Annotated in this window: 19 protein-coding genes; 17 read left to right on the top strand and 2 right to left on the bottom strand. The window is 39.5% G+C overall.

The annotated features are described in order from the left end of the window. Positions 1–151 precede the first annotated feature (151 nt). Both FBQ94_RS00845 and FBQ94_RS00840 read right to left on the bottom strand, forming a co-directional pair. The gene (locus tag FBQ94_RS00845; protein ID WP_007220890.1) at positions 152–928 is read right to left on the bottom strand and encodes an MlaE family ABC transporter permease; all 777 of its coding nucleotides are present in this window, start codon (positions 926–928) and stop codon (positions 152–154) included. A 70-nt stretch (positions 929–998) separates the two neighbouring features. Next, positions 999–1,535 (bottom strand): hypothetical protein, encoded by a 537-nt coding sequence (locus FBQ94_RS00840; RefSeq protein WP_040543558.1) that lies wholly within the window; start codon positions 1,533–1,535, stop codon positions 999–1,001. 274 nt (positions 1,536–1,809) lie between these two features. Between FBQ94_RS00840 and FBQ94_RS00835 the strand changes: the two genes are divergently transcribed. The 17 genes from FBQ94_RS00835 to FBQ94_RS00755 all read left to right on the top strand — a co-directional run bounded on the left by FBQ94_RS00835 (position 1,810) and on the right by FBQ94_RS00755 (position 20,791). Beyond that, on the top strand, positions 1,810–2,058 hold the full coding sequence (locus FBQ94_RS00835; RefSeq protein WP_285441924.1) for a hypothetical protein: 249 nt from the start codon (positions 1,810–1,812) through the stop codon (positions 2,056–2,058). A 274-nt stretch (positions 2,059–2,332) separates the two neighbouring features. Continuing rightward, a complete protein-coding gene (locus FBQ94_RS00830) occupies positions 2,333–3,532 on the top strand; it encodes a molybdopterin molybdotransferase MoeA (RefSeq protein WP_007220887.1) in 1,200 nt (399 codons plus the stop codon). A gap of 33 nt (positions 3,533–3,565) precedes the next feature. Continuing rightward, positions 3,566–5,161, top strand: coding sequence for an apolipoprotein N-acyltransferase (gene lnt, locus FBQ94_RS00825; RefSeq protein ID WP_007220886.1), 1,596 nt, complete (start codon positions 3,566–3,568; stop codon positions 5,159–5,161). Positions 5,162–5,342: 181 nt separating this feature from the next. Continuing rightward, positions 5,343–6,398 carry a rod shape-determining protein gene (locus tag FBQ94_RS00820; RefSeq protein WP_040543556.1) on the top strand — a complete coding sequence of 352 codons (1,056 nt, stop codon included), beginning with the start codon at positions 5,343–5,345 and terminating at the stop codon, positions 6,396–6,398. Further along, positions 6,379–7,209, top strand: a complete 831-nt coding sequence (mreC, locus tag FBQ94_RS00815) for a rod shape-determining protein MreC (RefSeq protein ID WP_007220884.1) — start codon at positions 6,379–6,381, stop codon at positions 7,207–7,209. Before FBQ94_RS00820 ends, mreC begins: the two co-directional genes overlap by 20 nt. 33 nt (positions 7,210–7,242) lie before the next feature. Continuing rightward, positions 7,243–7,743: a rod shape-determining protein MreD gene (gene mreD / locus FBQ94_RS00810; protein ID WP_007220883.1), complete on the top strand. Its 501-nt coding sequence runs from the start codon at positions 7,243–7,245 to the stop codon at positions 7,741–7,743. A 3-nt stretch (positions 7,744–7,746) separates the two neighbouring features. Then, positions 7,747–9,675: a penicillin-binding protein 2 gene (gene mrdA, locus FBQ94_RS00805; RefSeq protein WP_007220882.1), complete on the top strand. Its 1,929-nt coding sequence runs from the start codon at positions 7,747–7,749 to the stop codon at positions 9,673–9,675. A 252-nt stretch (positions 9,676–9,927) separates the two neighbouring features. Beyond that, on the top strand, positions 9,928–11,040 hold the full coding sequence (gene rodA / locus FBQ94_RS00800) for a rod shape-determining protein RodA (protein ID WP_007220880.1): 1,113 nt from the start codon (positions 9,928–9,930) through the stop codon (positions 11,038–11,040). 131 nt (positions 11,041–11,171) lie between these two features. Further along, the gene (locus FBQ94_RS00795; RefSeq protein ID WP_007220879.1) at positions 11,172–13,019 is read left to right on the top strand and encodes a TIGR03960 family B12-binding radical SAM protein; all 1,848 of its coding nucleotides are present in this window, start codon (positions 11,172–11,174) and stop codon (positions 13,017–13,019) included. 98 nt (positions 13,020–13,117) lie between these two features. Beyond that, positions 13,118–13,582, top strand: a complete 465-nt coding sequence (gene folK, locus FBQ94_RS00790; RefSeq protein ID WP_007220878.1) for a 2-amino-4-hydroxy-6-hydroxymethyldihydropteridine diphosphokinase — start codon at positions 13,118–13,120, stop codon at positions 13,580–13,582. A gap of 20 nt (positions 13,583–13,602) precedes the next feature. Further along, positions 13,603–14,676, top strand: coding sequence for an LptF/LptG family permease (locus FBQ94_RS00785; RefSeq protein WP_007220877.1), 1,074 nt, complete (start codon positions 13,603–13,605; stop codon positions 14,674–14,676). 4 nt (positions 14,677–14,680) lie between these two features. Further along, positions 14,681–15,415: a ComF family protein gene (locus FBQ94_RS00780; protein ID WP_007220876.1), complete on the top strand. Its 735-nt coding sequence runs from the start codon at positions 14,681–14,683 to the stop codon at positions 15,413–15,415. Between the two features lie 106 nt (positions 15,416–15,521). Then, positions 15,522–15,881, top strand: a complete 360-nt coding sequence (gene hpf, locus FBQ94_RS00775; protein ID WP_007220875.1) for a ribosome hibernation-promoting factor, HPF/YfiA family — start codon at positions 15,522–15,524, stop codon at positions 15,879–15,881. Between the two features lie 27 nt (positions 15,882–15,908). Further along, positions 15,909–16,379 carry a PTS sugar transporter subunit IIA gene (locus tag FBQ94_RS00770; protein ID WP_007220874.1) on the top strand — a complete coding sequence of 157 codons (471 nt, stop codon included), beginning with the start codon at positions 15,909–15,911 and terminating at the stop codon, positions 16,377–16,379. Positions 16,380–16,493: 114 nt separating this feature from the next. Further along, entirely contained in the window at positions 16,494–18,530 is a 2,037-nt protein-coding gene (gene ptsP, locus FBQ94_RS00765) for a phosphoenolpyruvate--protein phosphotransferase (protein WP_007220873.1), read from the top strand. A 99-nt stretch (positions 18,531–18,629) separates the two neighbouring features. Continuing rightward, entirely contained in the window at positions 18,630–19,256 is a 627-nt protein-coding gene (locus FBQ94_RS00760) for a TIGR03936 family radical SAM-associated protein (RefSeq protein ID WP_083849202.1), read from the top strand. 14 nt (positions 19,257–19,270) lie between these two features. After that, complete coding sequence (locus FBQ94_RS00755; protein WP_007220871.1) at positions 19,271–20,791, top strand: Rne/Rng family ribonuclease; 1,521 nt, start codon at positions 19,271–19,273, stop codon at positions 20,789–20,791. Positions 20,792–20,802 lie beyond the last annotated feature (11 nt).

Here is a 20,802-nt window from a genome sequence, read left to right as displayed (position 1 = left end):
CCACAAAGGGGAATCATAGCGAATATTTACGCTTATTCTCAAACCCTTCTATAATTTTCAGGAAGATATGGTTTAAGAGCGCCATTGTCAAGAAACTCTGTTTCATGAACAGATATTTTTTATCTGTGCTATCTGTGTTCAAACTATAAAATTAAAAAAGAATCAGAAATAATTTTGTCAGAAAAAAGTCTGAAATCAAGATCAAGATTGATATAGTGACAACAGTAATTGTTGTAGAACGTCCCACACCCGTGGTACCTCCTGTAGTTTTTAATCCAAAATAACAACCAACTACAGCGATAATTATTCCAAAAAATACTGTCTTCCCAACACCGCTTAATAAATCTGAAACTGTAATGGTATTTAAGACGGAATTGATATAGAAAGTATAGTCTATATCAAGCTCGAACAAGGCAATAATCATACCGCCAAAAATACCAACAATATTAGCAGTAACCGTGAGGAGAGGAAGGGTAACCATAGCTGCGATTATCTTTGGAGTCACCAGTTTTTTAACAGGACTTGCCCCTAATGCCCGCATAGCATCGATCTGCTCCGTTACCTGCATGGAGCCGATCTCTGCCGCAATACCAGACCCCACTCTTGCGCCAACCATAATAGATGCCATAACAGGCCCCAACTCTCTGACAAGGGAAAGAGAAACTACACCGCCAACATAAATCTCTGCGCCGTACATACTCAACCCGTAGATTGTTTGAAGGGCCATCACCATCCCTGTAAACAGCGCAATAAGATCAACCAACAAGAGCGAACCGGCTCCAAAATTATCAATCTCCCGGAGCACGAGCTTCAGGTTAAATGGGGGTAAAAAGATACCGGTAAATCCCTTAATCGTCAGTAAAGTTACCTGCCCTACAGAAAGGATAAATTTCTTAACAGCAACATCGATAGACAAGAGGATATTCATTTGAAATAGTATTTACTAATACATAGCTTCTTGCCCGCGCAAGAATGACACCAGTAATAGGTTCACGTTTTTAAAGTTGGTTATATTTAAAGGTTTCTACCATATTTTCAAAATCGCTCTGTGCATAATGAAATAAATCAAGGGGAGCCCAGTACATCAGGTCATAAATTTTATTATCTGTCTCAATAACGTAAGAATCAATTTTTAAGGTATAATCATCTATTTTCGATGTCAAAATAGTATGTATTGCCTTTTGATTACCTACTACTACAGACTCCTTCACAAATATTTCCTTGTCTTTCATTCCAATAAAAAGTTGTTTATTCAGCATTTCCAGAGAAAATTCCTTACTTTTTCTATCGCTGGAAATGAGGGCAATCATAGCGTTATATTGCTTATTCCACAAGACCATATCTGCATCGCTTGTCTTAACTGGTTCCCATCCTTTTTCAGGAATGTGTACCGTATATTCTTCTTCCGGAGAGGAAAAGATATTATCTCTGATTTGTAATGAAGCACAACCAGGAAGGGAGAAATTTAAAATAATATAAAGAAGGCACGAGACACTCAACCAGTGGGTCACACTTTTCTTTCGAAATAAACTCAACAATGTTACTCCTTATCGTTTACTCTATCCTTTGCGATTACCAATATGGTCAATCTTAAAAGGTAAATTGCCTCGCTAGCTCAATCATCTTCCGAGTGAACAAACCGAAGACTTCAGTTATAGTACTCTCTGTATGAAACTGAACATACCGCATTCAACCCTGAAGGGATGAAATGATTCTAGAAGCTATTCCAAAACCTATTCTGTACGGGAACTTCTCTCTATCTTCAAATGATTCTGGATACGAGATTGAGGTTTTGGGATTCCAGACCGGGTGGTACGGACAAACGGGTTTGTCCGTGCTTATTTACCTACGTACATGGATATGGATTACAAAACACTGACAAACAAAGTTTGTCAGTGCCACCCCGGAAACCGGCTTACATCTCTCTATAATCATGACATCCCTACGGGATTAAGTAAAGTAGAGACGCAACATCTTACATCTCCAAAATCCTGCGTCTGTACCATTGCAACATCGTGTGTCTCTGCGCTTAACGTTGAGAAATTTTCAATTCCGTAGAGCACCCTTTAGGGTTGCCTGGCAAGGCTAAAGCCGCGCCTTACATCGACCCTGCGAGTGTTTCCATGGTAAATATTGATCACGATACCGGAGGGTATGAGGTTTACAAAACTTCATCTCCGCCACACACTGTCTGGTTTTCAATCGTTGACCACTATATCTGCCCTTATACCATTAGATTTCATCCTGTCAAGTCTTTTTTCCAAAAGGAATACCATCAATTTTATGTAACATACTTGACATATGATTACTATTCATTTACCATAAGTGAATTATGATCTCAGTCGATACAGCCATAAAGATCGTTACCGATAAAACAGAACCGTTGCAGTCGAGGGCAGTGCCCTTTGAGAATACTATGGGGCTTTGTCTTGCCCAGGATGTGCAATCAGACATTGATATGCCGCCTTTTGACCGCTCAGCAATGGACGGCTATGCCATTATTGCAGAAGATACCGCTCACGCACCTGTTGAATTAACAGTTATTGAGAGCATCGCCGCGGGGTACATGCCCACAAAAAAGGTATCGCACGGACAGGCGTCCAAGATTATGACAGGAGCCGCCGTACCGGAAGGGGCTAATGCTGTGGTTAAGTTTGAGGAAACAGAGGACATTCAGACAGATAATCGCGTAAAGATTCTCAGATCTATTGATAAAGGGAGTAACATTTCAAAAAAGGGTGAAGATATTCAGATAGGGCAGACAGTACTATACAAAGGCATGGTTATCAGACCCCAGGAAATTGGTATCCTCGCTTCTGTAGGAAAATCATACGTTGAAGTGTTTCCCACGCCGACGATAGGTATTATTTCTACCGGCAGTGAACTCGTGGACGTTGAATCGAAGCCCTCTGTTGCACAGATCAGAAACAGCAACGGTTATTCCCTTGCTGCACAAGCCAGGCGTTTAAAGGCAGATGTCGAGATACTTGGTATTGTTAAAGATACGAAAGAGGAAATCTCCGGCATGCTACAAAAAGGCCTAAAGAAAGATATTTTAATCCTTTCCGGAGGTGTCTCTATGGGAGAGTATGACCTGGTGGGAGAGGTAATGAAGGATTTACATACTCAAATCTATTTTGAGAAGGTAGCGTTGAGGCCTGGAAAACCTGTTATTTTTGGCAGAAAGGATAAGACGCTAATCTTTGCGTTACCGGGAAATCCGGTTGCTTCTTTCGTCACCTTTGAATTGTTTATTTATACTGCTATCCGGAAAATGATGGGATTCTCAAATCCACAGAGAATAACGATACAGGCAACGTTGGAGACAGATATCTTCGTTAAAAGGAAACGGCGCGAATACCGGCCTGCGCTCTTCTGCGCGCGAGATAATACATGGAAGGTTTCACCGGTAGAATGGCATGGCTCGGCCGACCTGTTAGCCACTACCAGGGCCAATTGCCTCCTTATCGTCCGTGAGGATGCGCAAAAACTCGCTGCCGGGCAATTGGTTGATGTTATTCTTCTTGATTAAGAGATTCTAGATACCCAAAGAAATTACAAAACCTTGCATACAACAAATTTTTTAAAAGTCTTTATCCTTTCCTTTCTTACTATCATTCTCTTATGTCTCTCCTTTCCACCGGCAGATTTGGGTTATTTAGCATGGATTGCCTTTGTGCCATGGTTCATTCTTATCCGAACTGAGGAAAAATACGTTTATCTTAGCGCCTTGTTTACCGGCGCAGCATTCTTCTTTATTCAGCTTTCATGGTTACGCCATGTCACCATTATTGCCTGGGTCTTACTCAGTTTATACTGTTCTGCATATTTTGTCCTTTTTACACTCTGTACCCGGTTCATTATCGTTAAGCTGAGATTGCCGCTTGTTATTGTCGCACCCTGCTTATGGGCTGCATTGGAATTTATACGATCATTTTTTCTCTCGGGGTTTCCGTGGTTCTTTATCGGGCATACCCAATATACCTATCTACCGCTCATACAAATCTCTGATATTGCGGGTGTCTATGGAGTTTCTTTTATCATCATTACGGTGAATGCATGTATTGCGGATTTTATAATCTATCGCTTTATTAAGCGCAATGAAATAATCCCTTTTCCAGACCGGAAATTTCTCTTTTTTGGTCTGATCGGTATCTTCCCTTTCGTATTGTTAGCAGCCACCGTATTTTATGGTCTTTATTGGCTTAAGAATTATAAACCACAGGAGGGCCCTGTCGTATGTATGGTGCAAGGAAATATACCTCAGGATTTAAAATTTGAACCCACGGAGGAAGATCAGATTGATATTTTAAAAAAGTATTCCGGTTTATCAATGAGCATGAAAGGCAAGGTGATCGATCTCCTGGTATGGCCAGAGACTATGGCGCCGGGCTTACTCAATATTGACCCCAAACTCACAGGAAGAAAGATTGACATGTTATCACAGATTACTGCTATGCAACTAGCGCAGGATTTAAATACCAATTTACTTTTAGGAGCCATTGCATTAATCCTTGATGGAAAAGAGCAACGGTATTTTAACAGCGCCTATTACTATAGTAAGGAAGGAAAATTCATAGATCGCTATGATAAGATCCATCTTGTACCGTTTGGAGAATTTACTCCATTGAAAGAGTATTTCCCGTTCCTTGCCGGCATGGTACCTTACGAGATTGGGTTAACCCATGGCCAAAGGAGGGTATTATTTCGTTTAGATACAGGAAAGAACGGGTGTTTTACCTTTGGTTCATCTATCTGCTATGAGGATACGGTGCCCTCTTTAATACGCAAGTTCAAAATGGATGGCGCCGATTTTATGCTGAACATAACAAATGACGGTTGGTTTCGAAACAGTGCAGAACTTGATCAACATCTCGCCATTATGGTATTTCGGGCAGTCGAAAACCGTATTTGCATGGCACGCGCAGCTAATACCGGAATATCTTCTTTTGTAGCGCCTGACGGTACTATTTATGCGAAATTAACAGATCAAAAAGGAAGGTATAGAGAAATAAGTGGCACACTTACAGATTCTATAAAATTAATAGAAAAACAGAATACTATCTATACGAATTGTGGTGATTGGTTTTCAATCCTTTGTACAACAGCATCAGGCATCATGCTTTTACTCTCTCCTTTCAAAAAGACACTTTCCCCTTGACATTTTATAAATACTAAACGTATAATCTGACCTCTAGAAGGTAACTATAAAAAACAAGAATACTTGTGAAAAATTGTTAAGAAATAAATACTACAATCCTCAGAAATATTCGGCCTGTAAAAAGGCGTAAAAAAATAAATCTTTGTAAAAACCGATACTATTTTCTCACTAATAACCGATAATGCATCCTTTAGACTTCTTATTAGGTTTCGTTTCAACAGACATGGGAATCGATCTTGGCACGGCAAACACCCTTGTTTGCATTCCCGGACATGGAATCGTGTTATCGGAACCATCTGTTGTAGCAGTAAAACCAGGGACAAATAAAGTTCTTTTGAATGGTAATGCAGTAGGAAATGTTGCAAAAGCCATGTTGGAAAAGGCGCCGAGCAGTATTGCGGTTGTGCGTCCGCTAAAAAATGGTGTTATTGCAGATTTTGATATTACCGAAGCCATGCTCAAATACTTCATTACAAAGGTTCATAAGCGTAAATGGGGGGTTCGGCCAAGGATATTAATTGCCATTCCCTCTGGCATTACGGCTGTAGAAAAGCGGGCAGTAGTCAATTCAGCGGAGCGTGCAGGCGCCAGAGAGGTTTATCTTATTTCCGAACCGAAGGCAGCAGCGATTGGTGTGGGTCTTCCCGTTGGCGAGCCTGTAGCCAGTATGATAGTGGATATTGGGGGTGGAACTACAGAAGTGGCTGTCATTTCACTCGGAGATATATTTACGCACGAAAGTCTCAGAATTGCGGGAGATGAATTTGACGAATCGATTGTTCAATATATACGGAAAACATATAACCTGGAGATTGGGCATCGCACAGCAGAACAGATAAAGATACATATTGGTTCTGCTTATCCTCTGGAAGAGGAGCTGACTTTGGAAATACGAGGGCGCGATACTATTGCAGGTTTGCCAAGGGCAACAACCATCACCTCAGAAGAAATCCGCGAAGCGTTAAAAGAGCCTATTGATAAGATTGTAATCGCCGTAAAATCAACCTTGGAAAAAACCGCACCTGAATTGGCATCAGATCTCATAACAAATGGGTTGGTGCTGGTAGGCGGAGGCTCTTTGATCAGGGGATTGGATAGACTATTAGCTGAAGATACCGGACTGCCTGTTCAGGTAGGCAATGATCCTTTAACAGCCGTTGCACGAGGAACGGGATATCTCCTCGAAAATCTGGATTTATATAAAGCTGTTTTACAGGATGAGGATCTCCACTCCTAATTTTCATAATCTTATAAAAAATCCCCTTGTAATCATAATTCCCCTTCTGGCAATATCCTTATTACTATTATTTTTACCATTAAAGCTTTCAAATCAGATAAAAGCAACTTGCGTTACACCGATAAGGCCTCTCCAATGGGCAACCTGTTTCTGCAGTAATTCAGCCAGCAACTTTTTTGATAAAATCATTTCTCCATGGCGGGATGCGCAGGCAAAAAAACAATTGGAAGAACAAATTTCCCAACTAACAAATAAGATCATAGAACAACAGGATACTATCTATAAACTCCAGAATAAATTAAGCATGCTCTCAAAGTTCCAAATTGAGGATAAAAATGTTAAAACAAGCGTGATACCAGCGGATATTATCGGATATGATACATCAAACTTTAGAAAAAGCATAACGATCAATGCAGGTTCAAAACAGGGAGTAAAAGTTAATCATATTGTGGTATCAAATAATACCCTGATTGGAAGGATCATTACGGTCGGGAGTGGAAGCAGTATGGTTCAATTAATTACCGATCCGGCCTCCCGCATACCGGGAAGAATTCTCCAAACACGGGAGCAAGTGATTGTGGAGGGAAATGCTACCGCTTTTTGCCAATTAAAATATATACCACGATGGGCGAAATTAAAAGAAGGAGACGATATCGTCTCTTCTGATATAGGCGGGCTTTATCCGCCCTCTTTGCCTATTGGCACTGTTATGCAAAATGAAATAAAAGGTGGCGCACTCTTCCGGTCGGTAAAAGTATTGCCAATGGTAAATATTTCAAAAATTGAGAGTGTATTAGTCCTTACAAATTAGTACAATAATAAGAGAATTTTCAAGAAGATAATCATGCGATGGTTTACATTCTTTTGCATTCTGATATGCATTTCTGCCTTTCAATCGACTATGATACAATGGATTACTATCGGGTCTGCAGTACCTGATCTGTATTTTTCATTGGTAGTATTTTATTCTTTTCTCACAGATATAAAACGAAATACCATTACCAATTGGTTCACAGGCTTATCAAAAGATTTGCTTTCAGAAGGTAGTCTTGGAATAAACTCCGTATTTTTTGTTGCTATAGGTTTGCTTATCTGGTCAATCAGGGGAATACTGTATAAAGGACATTTAATTACCCAGGTCTTGATTACCTTTATTTTTTCGGTTATTTATAATATATTCTATGCAGCATATGTTGCCGTCTCTTTTCATTCACTAAATCTTTTACCGACACTATGGATAATCTTTATCTGTTCATTATATACGGCCGTCATTATTCCTGTCTTATTCTGGATACTGGGCAAGTTCCAACCAAATCAAAGGCTTTTTTCAGTTGGGGATAGGTGACCAATGTATCCCTACCGGTTTAAAATTATATTAATTATTTTCGCCCTGCTTTTTATTGGCATTACCGTCCGCCTTTTTCAACTTCAAATTATCGAAGGTGATAAATATAAAGGCATCTCCAACAGTCGCCGCATAGATACGTCCCTCCTTGAAACTACACGAGGTTCCATTTTTGACAGAAACGGAAGGGTATTGGCTATGGACCAGCACATCTTTGATGTCTCGGTACAATATAAATACCTACTCTATTGCTACAGTACCCATAGTAATAAAACAATCTCCCGTATTACCGATTTAAAGATACACAACCAGACAAAAAAATCGTGTATAGAGTGCCACGAAAATCAGGATGTATGGTTAAAGAGATTATCCGGATTATTAGAAATTCCACAGACTAAGCTATTGAGCAACGTAAAACAGGTCGTTGAGAGGGTGGAAAGACTTAAGCAAAATGTTGAGCAAAGGTCGGGCAGAGAAATAAGAATTAAGGAGGAAACCGAGTATCATACGGTTGTTTCTGATGTTGCATGGGAGAAGGTTATCCAGATAGAGGTTAAACAAGATCACTTTCCCGGCATACGTATCACTCCGAAACCCAAAAGGGTTTATCCAGAACAAGAATCAGCCTCACATATTTTAGGATATATGGGTAAACTGAACAAAGATGAATGGAAAGAATATAGTAATAACTGGAATAATTTTCTTCTGGCATCGAGCAGTACTGGCGCAGAAACTTCCACATTGTTGTATGAGGGTTATGCCGAAAACGATATGATAGGAAGAACGGGCGTTGAGGCACACTATGAAAATGAATTACGCGGAATGCGTGGTAAAAGATTTGAAGAAATTACCTGTAAAAACAATCAGATTGAAAAGATAATACTCGAAAGACCCTCAGTTGCCGGAAATAATCTTTATCTGACCATTGACAGTCAAATTCAGGCTTACGCAGAAAAATCACTCGGCGCAAATATGGGGACAATTATCGTCATGGATCCCTGGACAGGTGAGATACTGGCTATGGCTAATAACCCGCGTTTTAATCCCAATATCCTTAACGAAAATTTTGGTGAACTTATCAAACAGCCTTCCAAACCCTTTCTCAATAGAGCTATACAAGGCACATTACCTCCCGGATCTATTTTTAAAATTATTACCGCAATTGCTACCTTAAGTGCAAACCATATCAATGACGATACCGTTTTTGAATGTCATGGTTATACCAAGTACAAAAATATCATTTTAAAATGCTGGTCGGGTACCGGGCATGGTTTGGTTACTATAAGGGATGCCATTGCTTATTCCTGCAATGTTTTCTTTTTTGAAACTGCAAAGATTCTCGGTGGAGAATCTTTATACGCGCTTGCAAAAGAATTCGGGATTGGTGAAAAAACAGGCATCGACCTTCCTTATGAAAAAGATGGAAATTTGCCTAAGAGAATCACCGCACCATCAACCATGAATATTGCTATTGGACAGGGAAATCTGCTCACGACACCACTTCAAATGGTTCGTGTTTATGCTGCTATAGCAAATGGTGGCACATTAGTCCAGCCTCATGTGTTATTAAAAATAACGAATAGTCAGGAAGAAGTTATCAGAACCTTTACCTCTGAAAATAAACAAAAAATATCCATACAACCTGCTATCCTCGAAATTATACGCACCTCTCTTCAGAACGTAATCGTTTATGGAACGGGAAAAGACAGAGGATTGGATGTATACAGGGTTGCCGGTAAAACAGGTACAGCGGAAACGAGGCGTCAAAATGACAACCACGCCTGGTTTGCCGGCTATGCTCCTTATGATAATCCCCGATATTGCTTCGTAATCCTCGTGGAGCATACACCAAAACACGGCGCAGACATTGCATGTCCTATTGCCAGAGAACTTTTATCTTATTTATTTCCGGAAATAAACCAGGCATCCTAGAAAAAGGTATATCCTTGAATATTTTTCATGAAGCTGCCTTTGGCAGCAACAGAGTCGATGTAGGGCAAGGCTTCAGTCTTGCAAAGGGGCAACCCGATTTTTCCAAGGGGAAATCCCCTTTCGTAGGGAACGATACTTTTCGCTTAATGCATACGCTATCCGCGTGCATGTATTCAGGCGGGGAGGCAAGGCTAAAGCCTCGCCCTACATCAAGACAGGGATGAGAGGAAAAATCTTTTTTAGAACGAATCTATGTCAAGCAAGGTAAATCTAAGAAATTTTGATTGGCTGATATTCCTTATACTGTGCACCATTTTAACGATAGGGGTATTTTTCGTTTGGAGTGCATCGTCCGAAAGATTTTTATTCAAACAAATCATCTGGGTTGTAATGGGATTCACCCTTTTCTTTACCCTTCTTTATTTTGATTACCTTTCATTTGAACATTATGCATATATTATCTACGCATCAGTTCTTTTTCTTTTGATTTTACTACTAAGTATTGGAGGCTCTGTAAAAGGCTCACAGCGTTGGTTCTCTATTGGCTCTTTCTCTGTCCAACCCTCTGAATTTATGAAAATCACCCTGGTTCTTACCCTCGCAAAATTTCTCAGGTATAAGAAGTACGGACTGGGATTCTTTGATATAGGAATTTCTCTCCTGCTGGCATTTATACCCATGGCGCTTATTATGAAACAGCCAGACCTGGGTACAGCGTTAATTCTGGTTCCTATCTTATTCTCTATTTTATACGCTGCCGGTATCCGGCTTTCTTACTTACTCATATTAATCGGCACAGGATTAGCTATTTCACCACTATTCTGGATGTTTATGCTTAAATCGTATCAAAAATTGAGAATTATCGGCTTTCTTTGGCCTGAAAAAACTACTGATTGGGGAGCCGGTTATCATAGACTCCAATCTCTTATCGCCATTGGTTCAGGAGGTCTATTCGGAACAGGATGGGGAAATGGCACCCAAAACCAGATGAAATTTCTACCCGAGCGCCATACCGATTTTATCTTTGCCGTTATTGCCGAGGAATGGGGATTCTTACGGGCTTGTCTTGTCTTACTTCTTTACATCGCCTTCGTTGCGTGTGGTATCGGTATTGCCAGGAATACACGAGATCCCTATGGAAGACTTGTCGTAGTTGGTCTTGTCACAATGTTTGCAACCCAAATAGTAGTGAATGTCGGTATGACTTTAGGAGTAGCTCCTATCGTAGGAGTAACACTACCTTTCATTAGCTATGGAGGGTCATCTATGCTTACATCCTTTGTTGCCCTTTCCATTATTTTCAATGTCAAAATGCGCTCAAAGATCGACCTTGCATCCCGGCGCTTTTATGAAATGAGATACTAAGAGTCCGCCCGAAATCCAATATATCGTCCCCAATCGATATCCAGTACACCATTCCAAGTGGCGTTCCAATTGTCATTTTAAAATGAAACATACTTGCTTAATATCTGATTTCCTATTAATATAAACTACATATGAATACATTAAAACATTTCGTAACAGAGAATATATTGCCATGCGTGGAAATGCCCGGGCAGTATATTGGAGGAGAATGGAATTCCATTACGAAAGACCATGCTGATAGCGAAGTAAAAATTGTGCTGGCGTTTCCTGATACCTATAGTATCGGTATGTCTCATTTAGGCATTCAAATCCTTTACGGGCTCCTCAACGACCGAAAGGACACTGTTTGTGAGAGGGTCTTTGCCCCTTTGGAAGATATGGAATTGCTTATGAGGAAGCACCAGATTCCCCTATTCTCTCTCGAAACCTACACACCTTTGAAAGAGTTCGATATGGTAGGTTTCTCACTCCAATATGAATTATCGTACACAAATGTTTTAAACATGCTTGATCTCTCAGGAATTCCTATCATAGCATCGGAACGAAATGAGACAGATCCTCTTGTCATTGCAGGTGGCCCGGCCGCTATTTCTCCCGAACCTATGGCAGACTTTATCGATATCTTCCTTGTAGGAGACGGAGAAGAAAGCTTGCCGCAGCTTATTGAGCTCTATAAGGATATGAAGCAGCGAGGACTCTCCCGGAAAGAGAGGATTATTTCTCTGGCACAAACCCTGAGAAATGCCTATACTCCTTCTCTCTATACTGTCTCATACCATTTGGATAATACCCTGCGAGAGATACGTCCAAAATTATCCGGTCTGCCATCAACGATACGCTCTGCTTCCGTCAGGGATTTAAATAAGACCTATTATCCGACAAAACCTATTGTACCCTATGTAAAAACCATTCACGATCGCATTACCATTGAGGTCATGCGTGGCTGTACACAGGGGTGCCGGTTTTGTCAGGCTGGTATGAGTAAGCGCCCTACCCGTCCTCGTACGGTGGAAAATGTCCTGAAGTTATCAGAACTTAGCTATGCAAATACAGGACATAACGAGATTTCCCTGGCATCTCTTTCTATTAGCGACTACCCGTTCTTAAAGCCATTGATGGAACAGATGAATTGTATCTTTACCCGGAAACAGGTAAATATCTCTTTCCCGTCCTTACGGGTAAACGAACAGCTTGTCCTTTTGCCGTCCATGCTAAATACCGTTCGCAAGTCAGGACTTACCCTGGCGCCGGAGGCAGCAACCCAGAATCTGCGAAAGATCATTAACAAAAACATTACCGATGAAGATCTCTACAGAGGTATTGAAGAAGCCTTTAAACAGGGTTGGAATCTTGTTAAACTCTACTTTATGATTGGACTCCCAACAGAAACAGATGATGATATCGATGCTATCGCACGGTTAGCCTATAATATCTCTGATTTAAGGAAAGGCGTCTGTGGCTCTTTTGGGCAAGTCAATATCAGCATTGCGCCCTTTGTGCCAAAGGCACACACCCCTTTCCAGTGGCAACCGATGATTACCCTGGAAAGGATAAAAGAAATTAGAAATACATTATTCAAGAGAATTCAGAGAAAGTGTATTCGTATTAAATTCCATAATGCAGAACGGAGTATTCTGGAAGGAATATTTGCACGCGGGGACAGAAGATTAGGCGAGGTTATTTTTATGGCGTGGCAGGACGGATGTAAGTTTGATGCATGGGAAGAACATTTCAAATTTCAAAAATGGCTGGATGCATTTCATAAAGCCGGAATAGACTGGAGCTTTTACGCACACCGACAAAGAAACGAAGACGAGGTATTTCCCTGGGATCACATCAATTGTGGCGTTGTAAAACCCTTCCTTATAGAAGAAAACCGGAAATCATCAAACAGGGAATTCACCCTGGATTGTCGTACAGATAATTGCCCCGATTGCGGAAGCTGTGCGCGGTCTAAAAATTTCTGCGCTGCAGAATGAAAATTTCCTCTACCATGAATTTATTTAAGATTTGTAATTTAAAATTTGTAGTTTAAAATTATAGAACCTGTTTATTTCTCAATCAGAAAAGGTTATTCATGGTACGTGTTTGCGTTAGTTTGGGTTCAAATGTTGGAAATCGGGCAAGCAATTTGTTGCATGCTTACGATCGCATTATTTCTCTTGCAGGAATACAGTCCGTAAAGCTTTCCCGGTTTTACGAAACAATACCGGTGGGAGGTCCTCCCCAGCCAATGTTTTTAAATGCGGCTCTCAGTATGAAAACGGTAGTATCCTCTTCCCAGTTACTCAAACAATTCCAGCATATAGAAACCCTCATGGGCAGGATCAGAACGATAAAATGGGGACCCAGAACCATTGATATAGACATCTTGCTTTGCGGTGATGAGATCATAGATAAAGATTATTTGAAAATACCTCACCCTTTGATGCATACACGGTCATTTGTTCTGGAACCACTGGCTGAGATTGAGCCGGATATTGTTCATCCCCTCTTTAAAAAGACTATTCTCCAATTATATAAAGAACTCCAGATTTCATAAATTACCAGAGAAATATTTATATGTTCTCAAGATTAGACAACTATATATTAAGAGCTTTTATTCCAACATTTTTCTTATGCCTCATCATTATTTCAGGGATCTATGTCATCATTGACATCCTTCAAAAATTAGGAGATTTTTTGGATATGGGAGGAGAAGCATTTATGACAGGAATACGTTATTATATCTATCTCTTTCCCGTAATTATTTTTCAATTTTTTCCTGCCATCACCCTGATAGCCGTTAGCATTGTCCTTGTACGGATGGTAAAAAATCGGGAAATACTGGCTATGCAGGTTGCCGGCATCTCGCTGTACAGGATATTACTTCCTATCTTTGTTGTTACTGTATTTCTGTCCTTTGCCTCTTTTGGTGACCAGGAATGGATTATTCCACGGTTTGCTGAAAGGCTGGAGGAGTTACAACAAGCTTCATTCAGCAGTAATATCCAACGCAATCTCCTCCTGGAAGATAATAAGAACAATACGTTAATACGTATATGGAAATACAATAATAAAACACAACATATGGAGTCCGTATTTATCCTTGCACGCTATGAAAACAGAAAAAAGAAATTTACTATCAACGCCGAGGAGGGAACATGGCTGGGAGACAATACATGGTTACTTACCAAGGTGGTAAAACATGTTTATGATGAACAGGGTAAATGGATTGCGCCGGTACAAAAAATCGATGGTTTAGAATTTGAATCAACGATAACTCCCGGAGAACTGGGGAAGATTAAGTTAGATCCTAGTTTATTAAATTTTGAGCAATTAAAAAATCTCTGTAAAAATGAGCCAGATAATCCGAGAAATAGTGTATTATTTCATTCCAGGATTGCTTACACCCTTACTCACTTTGTACTTCTTTTACTCGGTATACCACTGGTAGTTGGATTTGAACGGTTAAGCAGGAATTTGTTTTTACGAGTAGGTTTATGTGTTCTTATTTGCGGTATTTTCTATGCACTGCTGTTTATCTGTTCCAACCTTGGTAACACAGGAATGCTTCATCCGATATTAGCGGCATGGCTGCCTATTATTATTTTTGGATCCGCAGGATTATTGTTTTTTGATATGATGAGAATGTAAGATTATGCTAAGCACTTACTTACATGCATTCTTAGATCTTTTTTATCCCCGATTATGCCTCCATTGTAACCGCAATCTGAATAATTCATTTGAATTCAATATTTGTAGTACTTGCAAAAAACAAATTCCTTATCGTGATGATACCTATTGTATCCGATGCGGTATTACTTTAGGACCTTATAATATATCGAATATGAAAGAAGGATGTGCAGTATGCAAAGGGAGATATCTTCATTTTGAGACTATCACATCGGTTACTTATTATGATGGCGTTATTAAGACATTGATACATAAATTTAAATATTCCAGGCAGAAATTTTTATCCGAAATCCTTAATGATATCATACTAGCAGATCAAAGGCTGAAAGAAATTGTCCCGAATATAGATATTATAATACCAGTACCTCTTTACTGGTTAAAGAAACGACACCGTGGTTTCAATCAATCCGAACTTTTATCGCGGGGAATTCAAAGACATTTCTTTAAGCCCATATCTGCAAATAACCTCTGCCGTATAAAAAATACTTTATCACAGACACAACTATCAAAAAATCAACGGCAGGCAAACGTTTATAATGCATTTTTTATCAAGTATCCTGAATTATTAAAAGGGAAAAAAATATTACTGGTAGATGATGTATTAACCACCGGTATAACTGCAACAGAGTGTTCCAGGAAGTTAAAAGAAGCCGGAGTCCAATCTATTCACCTGCTTATCTTAGCAACGGTAAGGCTATAACATGAAATACAGGATTTTAATTTCCTTGACGGATAATTTTGCAATGAGTAGAATGATATTTTTTGAAGATTTATAAATCCTTACCTTTTAAGAAAGGATCTCAGCTTTGGAAAACATCACAATTGTTGCAAGGCATTTAGAGATAACAGAGGCTATTAAAAATTATGCCTTGCAAAAGGCCCAAAAAATAAAAAAATTTTTTGAATGGATTTTACAGATACAAGTTACCCTGGATATTGATGGTGACAATAGTCATAGAGCTGAAATGATTGTTTCGGTCTCAAGAGGCCCTGCAATGGTTGCGGTGGCATCAAATCCCGATATGTATCGTTCAATTGACCTTGTGGTAGATAAAATTGAGGCCCAACTGAAAAAGCATAAAGGAAAAATTCAAACAAAGATTGTCCGTAGAAAAAAACCCTCAACCACTGAAACAGAAGGTCTTGAAAGTGGGGCAGGAGCATGAACAATTCTATTGGAGGTATCTTTTTATATGAAACTAACTGATTTTATTGTAGAAGACGCTATTATTACAGAGCTTAAAGCTACTGAAAAAGAAGCGGTAATCCGGGAAATGGTATTTTCTCTTAAAGACGCGCAGAAAATTAATAGTAAAGATGTTGAGAATGTTATTAAATCCCTTATGAAAAGGGAAGAATTGGGAAGTACTGGCATAGGAAAAGGCGTAGCTGTTCCTCATACGAAACATGATTGTACAAAAAAGATCGTGGGAACAATAGCACGGTCATCAAGTGGTGTTGACTTCAATGCCCTGGACGGGGAACCTGTCTACCTTTTCTTCTTGTTACTTTCTCCCAACGATTCTGCCGGATCGCATCTTGCCGCATTAGAGAAAATATCTACAGTTATAAGAGATAATGATTTCCGCCGCTTTATGCGTGAAGCGAATGGTAAAACCGGTATTATTGAAATATTAAAAGAGGTTGATGGTATTCAAGTTTGATCTGATTTCATTCAAAATAAACCCGCAACTATTCCACTCACTGAACTCAAGAAGATTGCAATGCAAAATAAGCTTTTCACCCTTTAACCTCAAAAAGGTAATGAGTAATGTATTATGGATATTCATAGTATCAATTGTAAATTATTAGAAAGAAAAGTAAAAATCTCCAATTCCAATGGCATGCATGCCCGGCCTGCTACTAAATTTGCTGAAATTGCCAATAAATATACATCAGAGATTCGTATAAAAACAAAAAATAAAGAGGTTGATGGTAAAAGCGTCATTGAGCTCTTAACTCTTGGTGCTGAAAATGATACAGAGATAGTAATGAGTGCGAAAGGAGTTGATGCAGCAGAGGCGCTGGACGCACTGGAAGGCCTGGTAAAGAGTAAATTTGAAGAAGAATTCATGGAGATCAGGAAGGGAATTGCGGTTTCACCAGGGGTGGTCATCCGTGAGGCCTTTATGTTTGAGAGTGAAGGATACCGCATCCCCCGCCATATTATACGAAAAGAAGAGGTAGATGGAGAAATCTACAGACTTGAGAAGGCCATAGAAGATTCCAAAAAGGAAATTCAGGATTTAGAATCGAGAGTCTCTGAGAATTTAGGTTCCGAAATTGGATCTATCTTTGGCACACACCGAATGGTCTTACAAGACGTACGTTTAAAAAATGAAATTATCGATAAAATAAAGAAGACAAATTTCACACCGGAATTTGCTGTATCCCTGGCCTTACGTGTTTACATCAGAAAATTTCAGGACGTTAATGATTCTTATCTGGCAGAAAGAGTAAGTGATATTTTCGATGTTGAACGAAGGCTTCTCAGAAATTTGTTGGGTGAAAAAAGAGAAGAGCTGAAGAATCTTGCCCAGGAGGTGGTATTAATAGCACATGATATTTCACCTTCTCAAACTGCTTCACTTGATACTGAGAAAGTAAGAGGATTTGCCACTGATGTAGGCGGAAGGACGTCCCATACTGCCATAGTTGCCCGCGCTTTGGGCATACCGGCTGTAGTCGGATTAGGCACCATTACTACAGATATCTTTGGCGGAGATACCGTAATTGTAGATGGCAACAGAGGTATTGTTATTGTCAGGCCTGACGAAGAAACACTCTTAACCTATCAAAGCAAGGTTAAGAGCATCCATGTCTTTGAGGAAAAATTAGCAACCGAACTGAAAGATCAACCATCTACAACCCGGGACGGAAAACATATTTCCATTTATGGGAATATTGAGTTTCCAAAAGAAACCCATATAAATACAAAATACGGCGCTGAGGGAATTGGACTTTATAGAACAGAATTCCTTTATTTAGGTTCGCCTACACCTCCAACAGAAGAAGAACATTTAGAAGCCTATACCTCTGTTGTCCGGGAATTAAAGGAGAAACCTATTATTATTAGAACACTTGATTTAGGAGCAGATAAATTTGCTCTTTCTGATGATAGAAAAGAAGGAAACCCTTTTTTGGGATGTCGTTCTATACGTTATTGTTTTGAAAACCCATCCATATTTAGAATACAATTAAGAGCAATTTTACGAGCTTCGGCCATGGGAGATGTAAAAATTTTATTTCCTTTAATATCTTCCCTTCAGGAATTGAGGCGTGCGAAACAAATGGTTTGGGAGGTCATGAAAGAATTAGATAAAGAGGAAATCCCGTTCAATAAAAACATCGAGATGGGAATTATGATTGAAGTCCCTTCATCTGTTATGATTGCAGATACCCTGGCGAAAGAATGTGACTTCTTTAGCATCGGAACTAACGATCTTATCCAGTATTCTTTGGCTGTAGACAGAAATAATGAACGGGTGGCTTATTTATATTGTCCTGTACATCCTGCCATCTTAAGGCTTTTGAAACTTGCAATAAAAGCAGCAGAAGAAAATAATATCCCTGTAGGAATTTGCGGAGAAATGGGAAGTGAAGTCGAATATGCCATACCCCTTATTGGATTAGGAATTACAGAGTTTAGTGTAGCGCCAGCCACTATTATACCTGAAATAAAAAAGATTATCCGGTCTGTTACCCTGGAAAAAGCAAAAGAAGTAGCGGAAACAGCTTGCCGTTTTGATGACCCGGAAAAAACAATGAATTATCTCAGGAACATCGCTATTGAAATATTGCCAGAGGCCTTTTGATAGCTAAAAATGTCCTTGACACAGAGAAATATCATTATTAGAATTTGTCTTAAGTATTTAAATTTATTATATTTGAAGTTTTAGAGGTTAACTAAGCATATCGTAAAAGTACGGATTCGATTTAGTAAATCAGGAGATATTCGCTTTATCTCTCATCATGATTTGATGAGGGTTTTTGAAAGGGCTATTAGAAGGGCTAACCTGCCTATCGTAATGTCCAAAGGTTTTAACCCTCACCCGAAACTTTCCATCCCTTTGGCTTTAAGTGTTGGAATAATTGGTAGAGACGAGATTTTGGAACTCGACCTGCAAAAATCAGTACCCTCTGAGGTGTTAGTTAAGAGCTTAGGTCTGCAACTGCCAAAAGAAATTTCTATTCTCTCTGTAGAGGATATATCAAATTCCAAAAAAGACCTTGTTCGCAATATAACCTATGAGGTGGTCTTTAAGAATACAGATTTCTTAGAGACAGTAAAGATTAATGAACTTCTGCAACAGTCATCTATCATTGTAAACCGATCAAAAGACGGACATCAAAAACTTTTTAATATTCGACCATCTATAGAAGAGATTAAAGAAAAACCCAATGGTCTGATTTTGACTATAAAACCAACACCTGAGGGTACAGCGAAACCTGAAGAGGTACTTCACGCCTTATGCGGAGATAGAGAAAAAGAGTTCTTTGAAATTATCAGAATGAAAGTCAACTTATCTTCTTCTGCCTGACTAAGGGAAAAATCATGGATAAAAGGATGCTTATTAATGCAATTGAGCCAGAAGAATGCCGTATGGCCATTTTAGAAAATAATGTTTTGGAGGAGCTGTACATTGAACGAAGTTCCCGCGAACAGATTGCGGGAAATATCTATAAGGGAAAAATTGTCAATATTGAATCCAGCATTGAGGCAGCTTTTGTTGATATTGGGTTCAAAAAAAATGGTTTTTTACATATATCAGATGTTCTGCCTCCTAACGGTAATGGGAACCACTCATCTGAAGGAGATACTGCCCAGAAGTCTCATCGGGAATCACAGAAAATACGCGATATTCTCCATCTGGGACAAGAAGTCCTGGTTCAGGTAACAAAAGAGGGCATGGGTGCAAAAGGTCCAAGCTTAACAACCTATATTAGTTTGCCGGGAAGGTTTTTGGTTTTAATGCCAGGCGTGCCACGCCATGGGGTATCGAAGAAAATTTTAAGTGAAGAGGAGCGGCAACGTTTAAAGAAAATACTTGCCGGTTTAAATCCACCTCAAAATATCGGCTTCATCATACGAACAGCGGGAGAGCAGCAGACAAAAAAAGAAATCCATAAAGACTTCCATTATCTCTTAAAACTGTGGAAAAATATTGAGAAGCGGTCAAAAAATGCCAGCGCACCCGCAACGATTTACCAGGAAAGCGATCTCGTTATTCGTGCTATCAGAGACATCTTTTCAACCGATATACGGGAAATTCTTGTAGACTCAGAGGCCGTGTACGAAAGAACACGAGATTTTCTTCGGATAATTATGCCGAAATATGAAAAGCTTTTAACCCTCTATAGAGAAGATAAACCATTATTTCACAAATATAATATCGAGAAGGAAATTGAGGATATAAACTGCAAAAAGATTCCTTTACCGCGCGGAGGTTCCATTGTAATTGAACAGACTGAGGCGCTTGTTGCAATTGATGTTAATAGTGGTAGGTTTAAAGATGAAAGTGACCCGGAGGAAACCGCCTTTAAAACGAATTTAAAGGCTGCAAAAGAAGTTACCCGGCAGATCCGATTAAGAGACATTGGAGGTGTTATTGTAATTGACTTTATTGATATGCAGGAAGAAGGGCATATCCATGCCATTGAAAAAGCCCTTGCCGATGCTTTAAAAAGAGATAAAGCACGAACGAAAATGTTAAAAATGTCGAAATTCTGCACCATCGAACTTACCCGGCAAAGGATTCGGCACAGTCTTCGGGACGTTCTTTTTGAAGAATGCAAATTTTGCCGGGGAACGGGGTATAGCAAGACGGTGGAAAGTCTTTGTTTAAATGCCATGCGGGATCTTAAGTTTGCAATCCATTCACCCCAGATCGCTAAAATTGAAATCATTGCAAACCCTGAGGTTGCTAACTACCTGCAAAATCAAAAACGAAAACAAATGATAGAAATTGAAGAATCTTATAATAAGAAAATATACATCCTCAGTACAGCGGATCATGAATACGGCAAGGTGAATATTCGTTACTTGAACCATAAGGACGAGCCTGTTATCGTATAATTTCTTTATAA

It is taken from the genome of Candidatus Jettenia sp. AMX1, assembly GCF_030263775.1.
Classification (GTDB): domain Bacteria; phylum Planctomycetota; class Brocadiia; order Brocadiales; family Brocadiaceae; genus Jettenia; species Jettenia caeni.
This window is presented reverse-complemented; position numbering and strand designations above follow the sequence as displayed.

Excerpts from the sequence above, each read along its gene's own strand:
- folK (WP_007220878.1), top strand. The coding sequence starts at position 13,118 with ATGGTACGTGTTTGCGTTAGTTTGGGTTCAAATGTTGGAAATCGGGCA.
- mrdA (WP_007220882.1), top strand. The coding sequence starts at position 7,747 with ATGTATCCCTACCGGTTTAAAATTATATTAATTATTTTCGCCCTGCTT.
- FBQ94_RS00795 (WP_007220879.1), top strand. The coding sequence starts at position 11,172 with ATGAATACATTAAAACATTTCGTAACAGAGAATATATTGCCATGCGTG.
- FBQ94_RS00820 (WP_040543556.1), top strand. The coding sequence starts at position 5,343 with ATGCATCCTTTAGACTTCTTATTAGGTTTCGTTTCAACAGACATGGGA.
- FBQ94_RS00785 (WP_007220877.1), top strand. The coding sequence starts at position 13,603 with ATGTTCTCAAGATTAGACAACTATATATTAAGAGCTTTTATTCCAACA.
- rodA (WP_007220880.1), top strand. The coding sequence starts at position 9,928 with ATGTCAAGCAAGGTAAATCTAAGAAATTTTGATTGGCTGATATTCCTT.
- FBQ94_RS00830 (WP_007220887.1), top strand. The coding sequence starts at position 2,333 with ATGATCTCAGTCGATACAGCCATAAAGATCGTTACCGATAAAACAGAA.
- mreD (WP_007220883.1), top strand. The coding sequence starts at position 7,243 with ATGCGATGGTTTACATTCTTTTGCATTCTGATATGCATTTCTGCCTTT.
- FBQ94_RS00845 (WP_007220890.1), bottom strand. The coding sequence starts at position 928 with ATGAATATCCTCTTGTCTATCGATGTTGCTGTTAAGAAATTTATCCTT.
- ptsP (WP_007220873.1), top strand. The coding sequence starts at position 16,494 with ATGGATATTCATAGTATCAATTGTAAATTATTAGAAAGAAAAGTAAAA.
- mreC (WP_007220884.1), top strand. The coding sequence starts at position 6,379 with ATGAGGATCTCCACTCCTAATTTTCATAATCTTATAAAAAATCCCCTT.
- FBQ94_RS00770 (WP_007220874.1), top strand. The coding sequence starts at position 15,909 with ATGAAACTAACTGATTTTATTGTAGAAGACGCTATTATTACAGAGCTT.
- FBQ94_RS00780 (WP_007220876.1), top strand. The coding sequence starts at position 14,681 with ATGCTAAGCACTTACTTACATGCATTCTTAGATCTTTTTTATCCCCGA.
- FBQ94_RS00755 (WP_007220871.1), top strand. The coding sequence starts at position 19,271 with ATGGATAAAAGGATGCTTATTAATGCAATTGAGCCAGAAGAATGCCGT.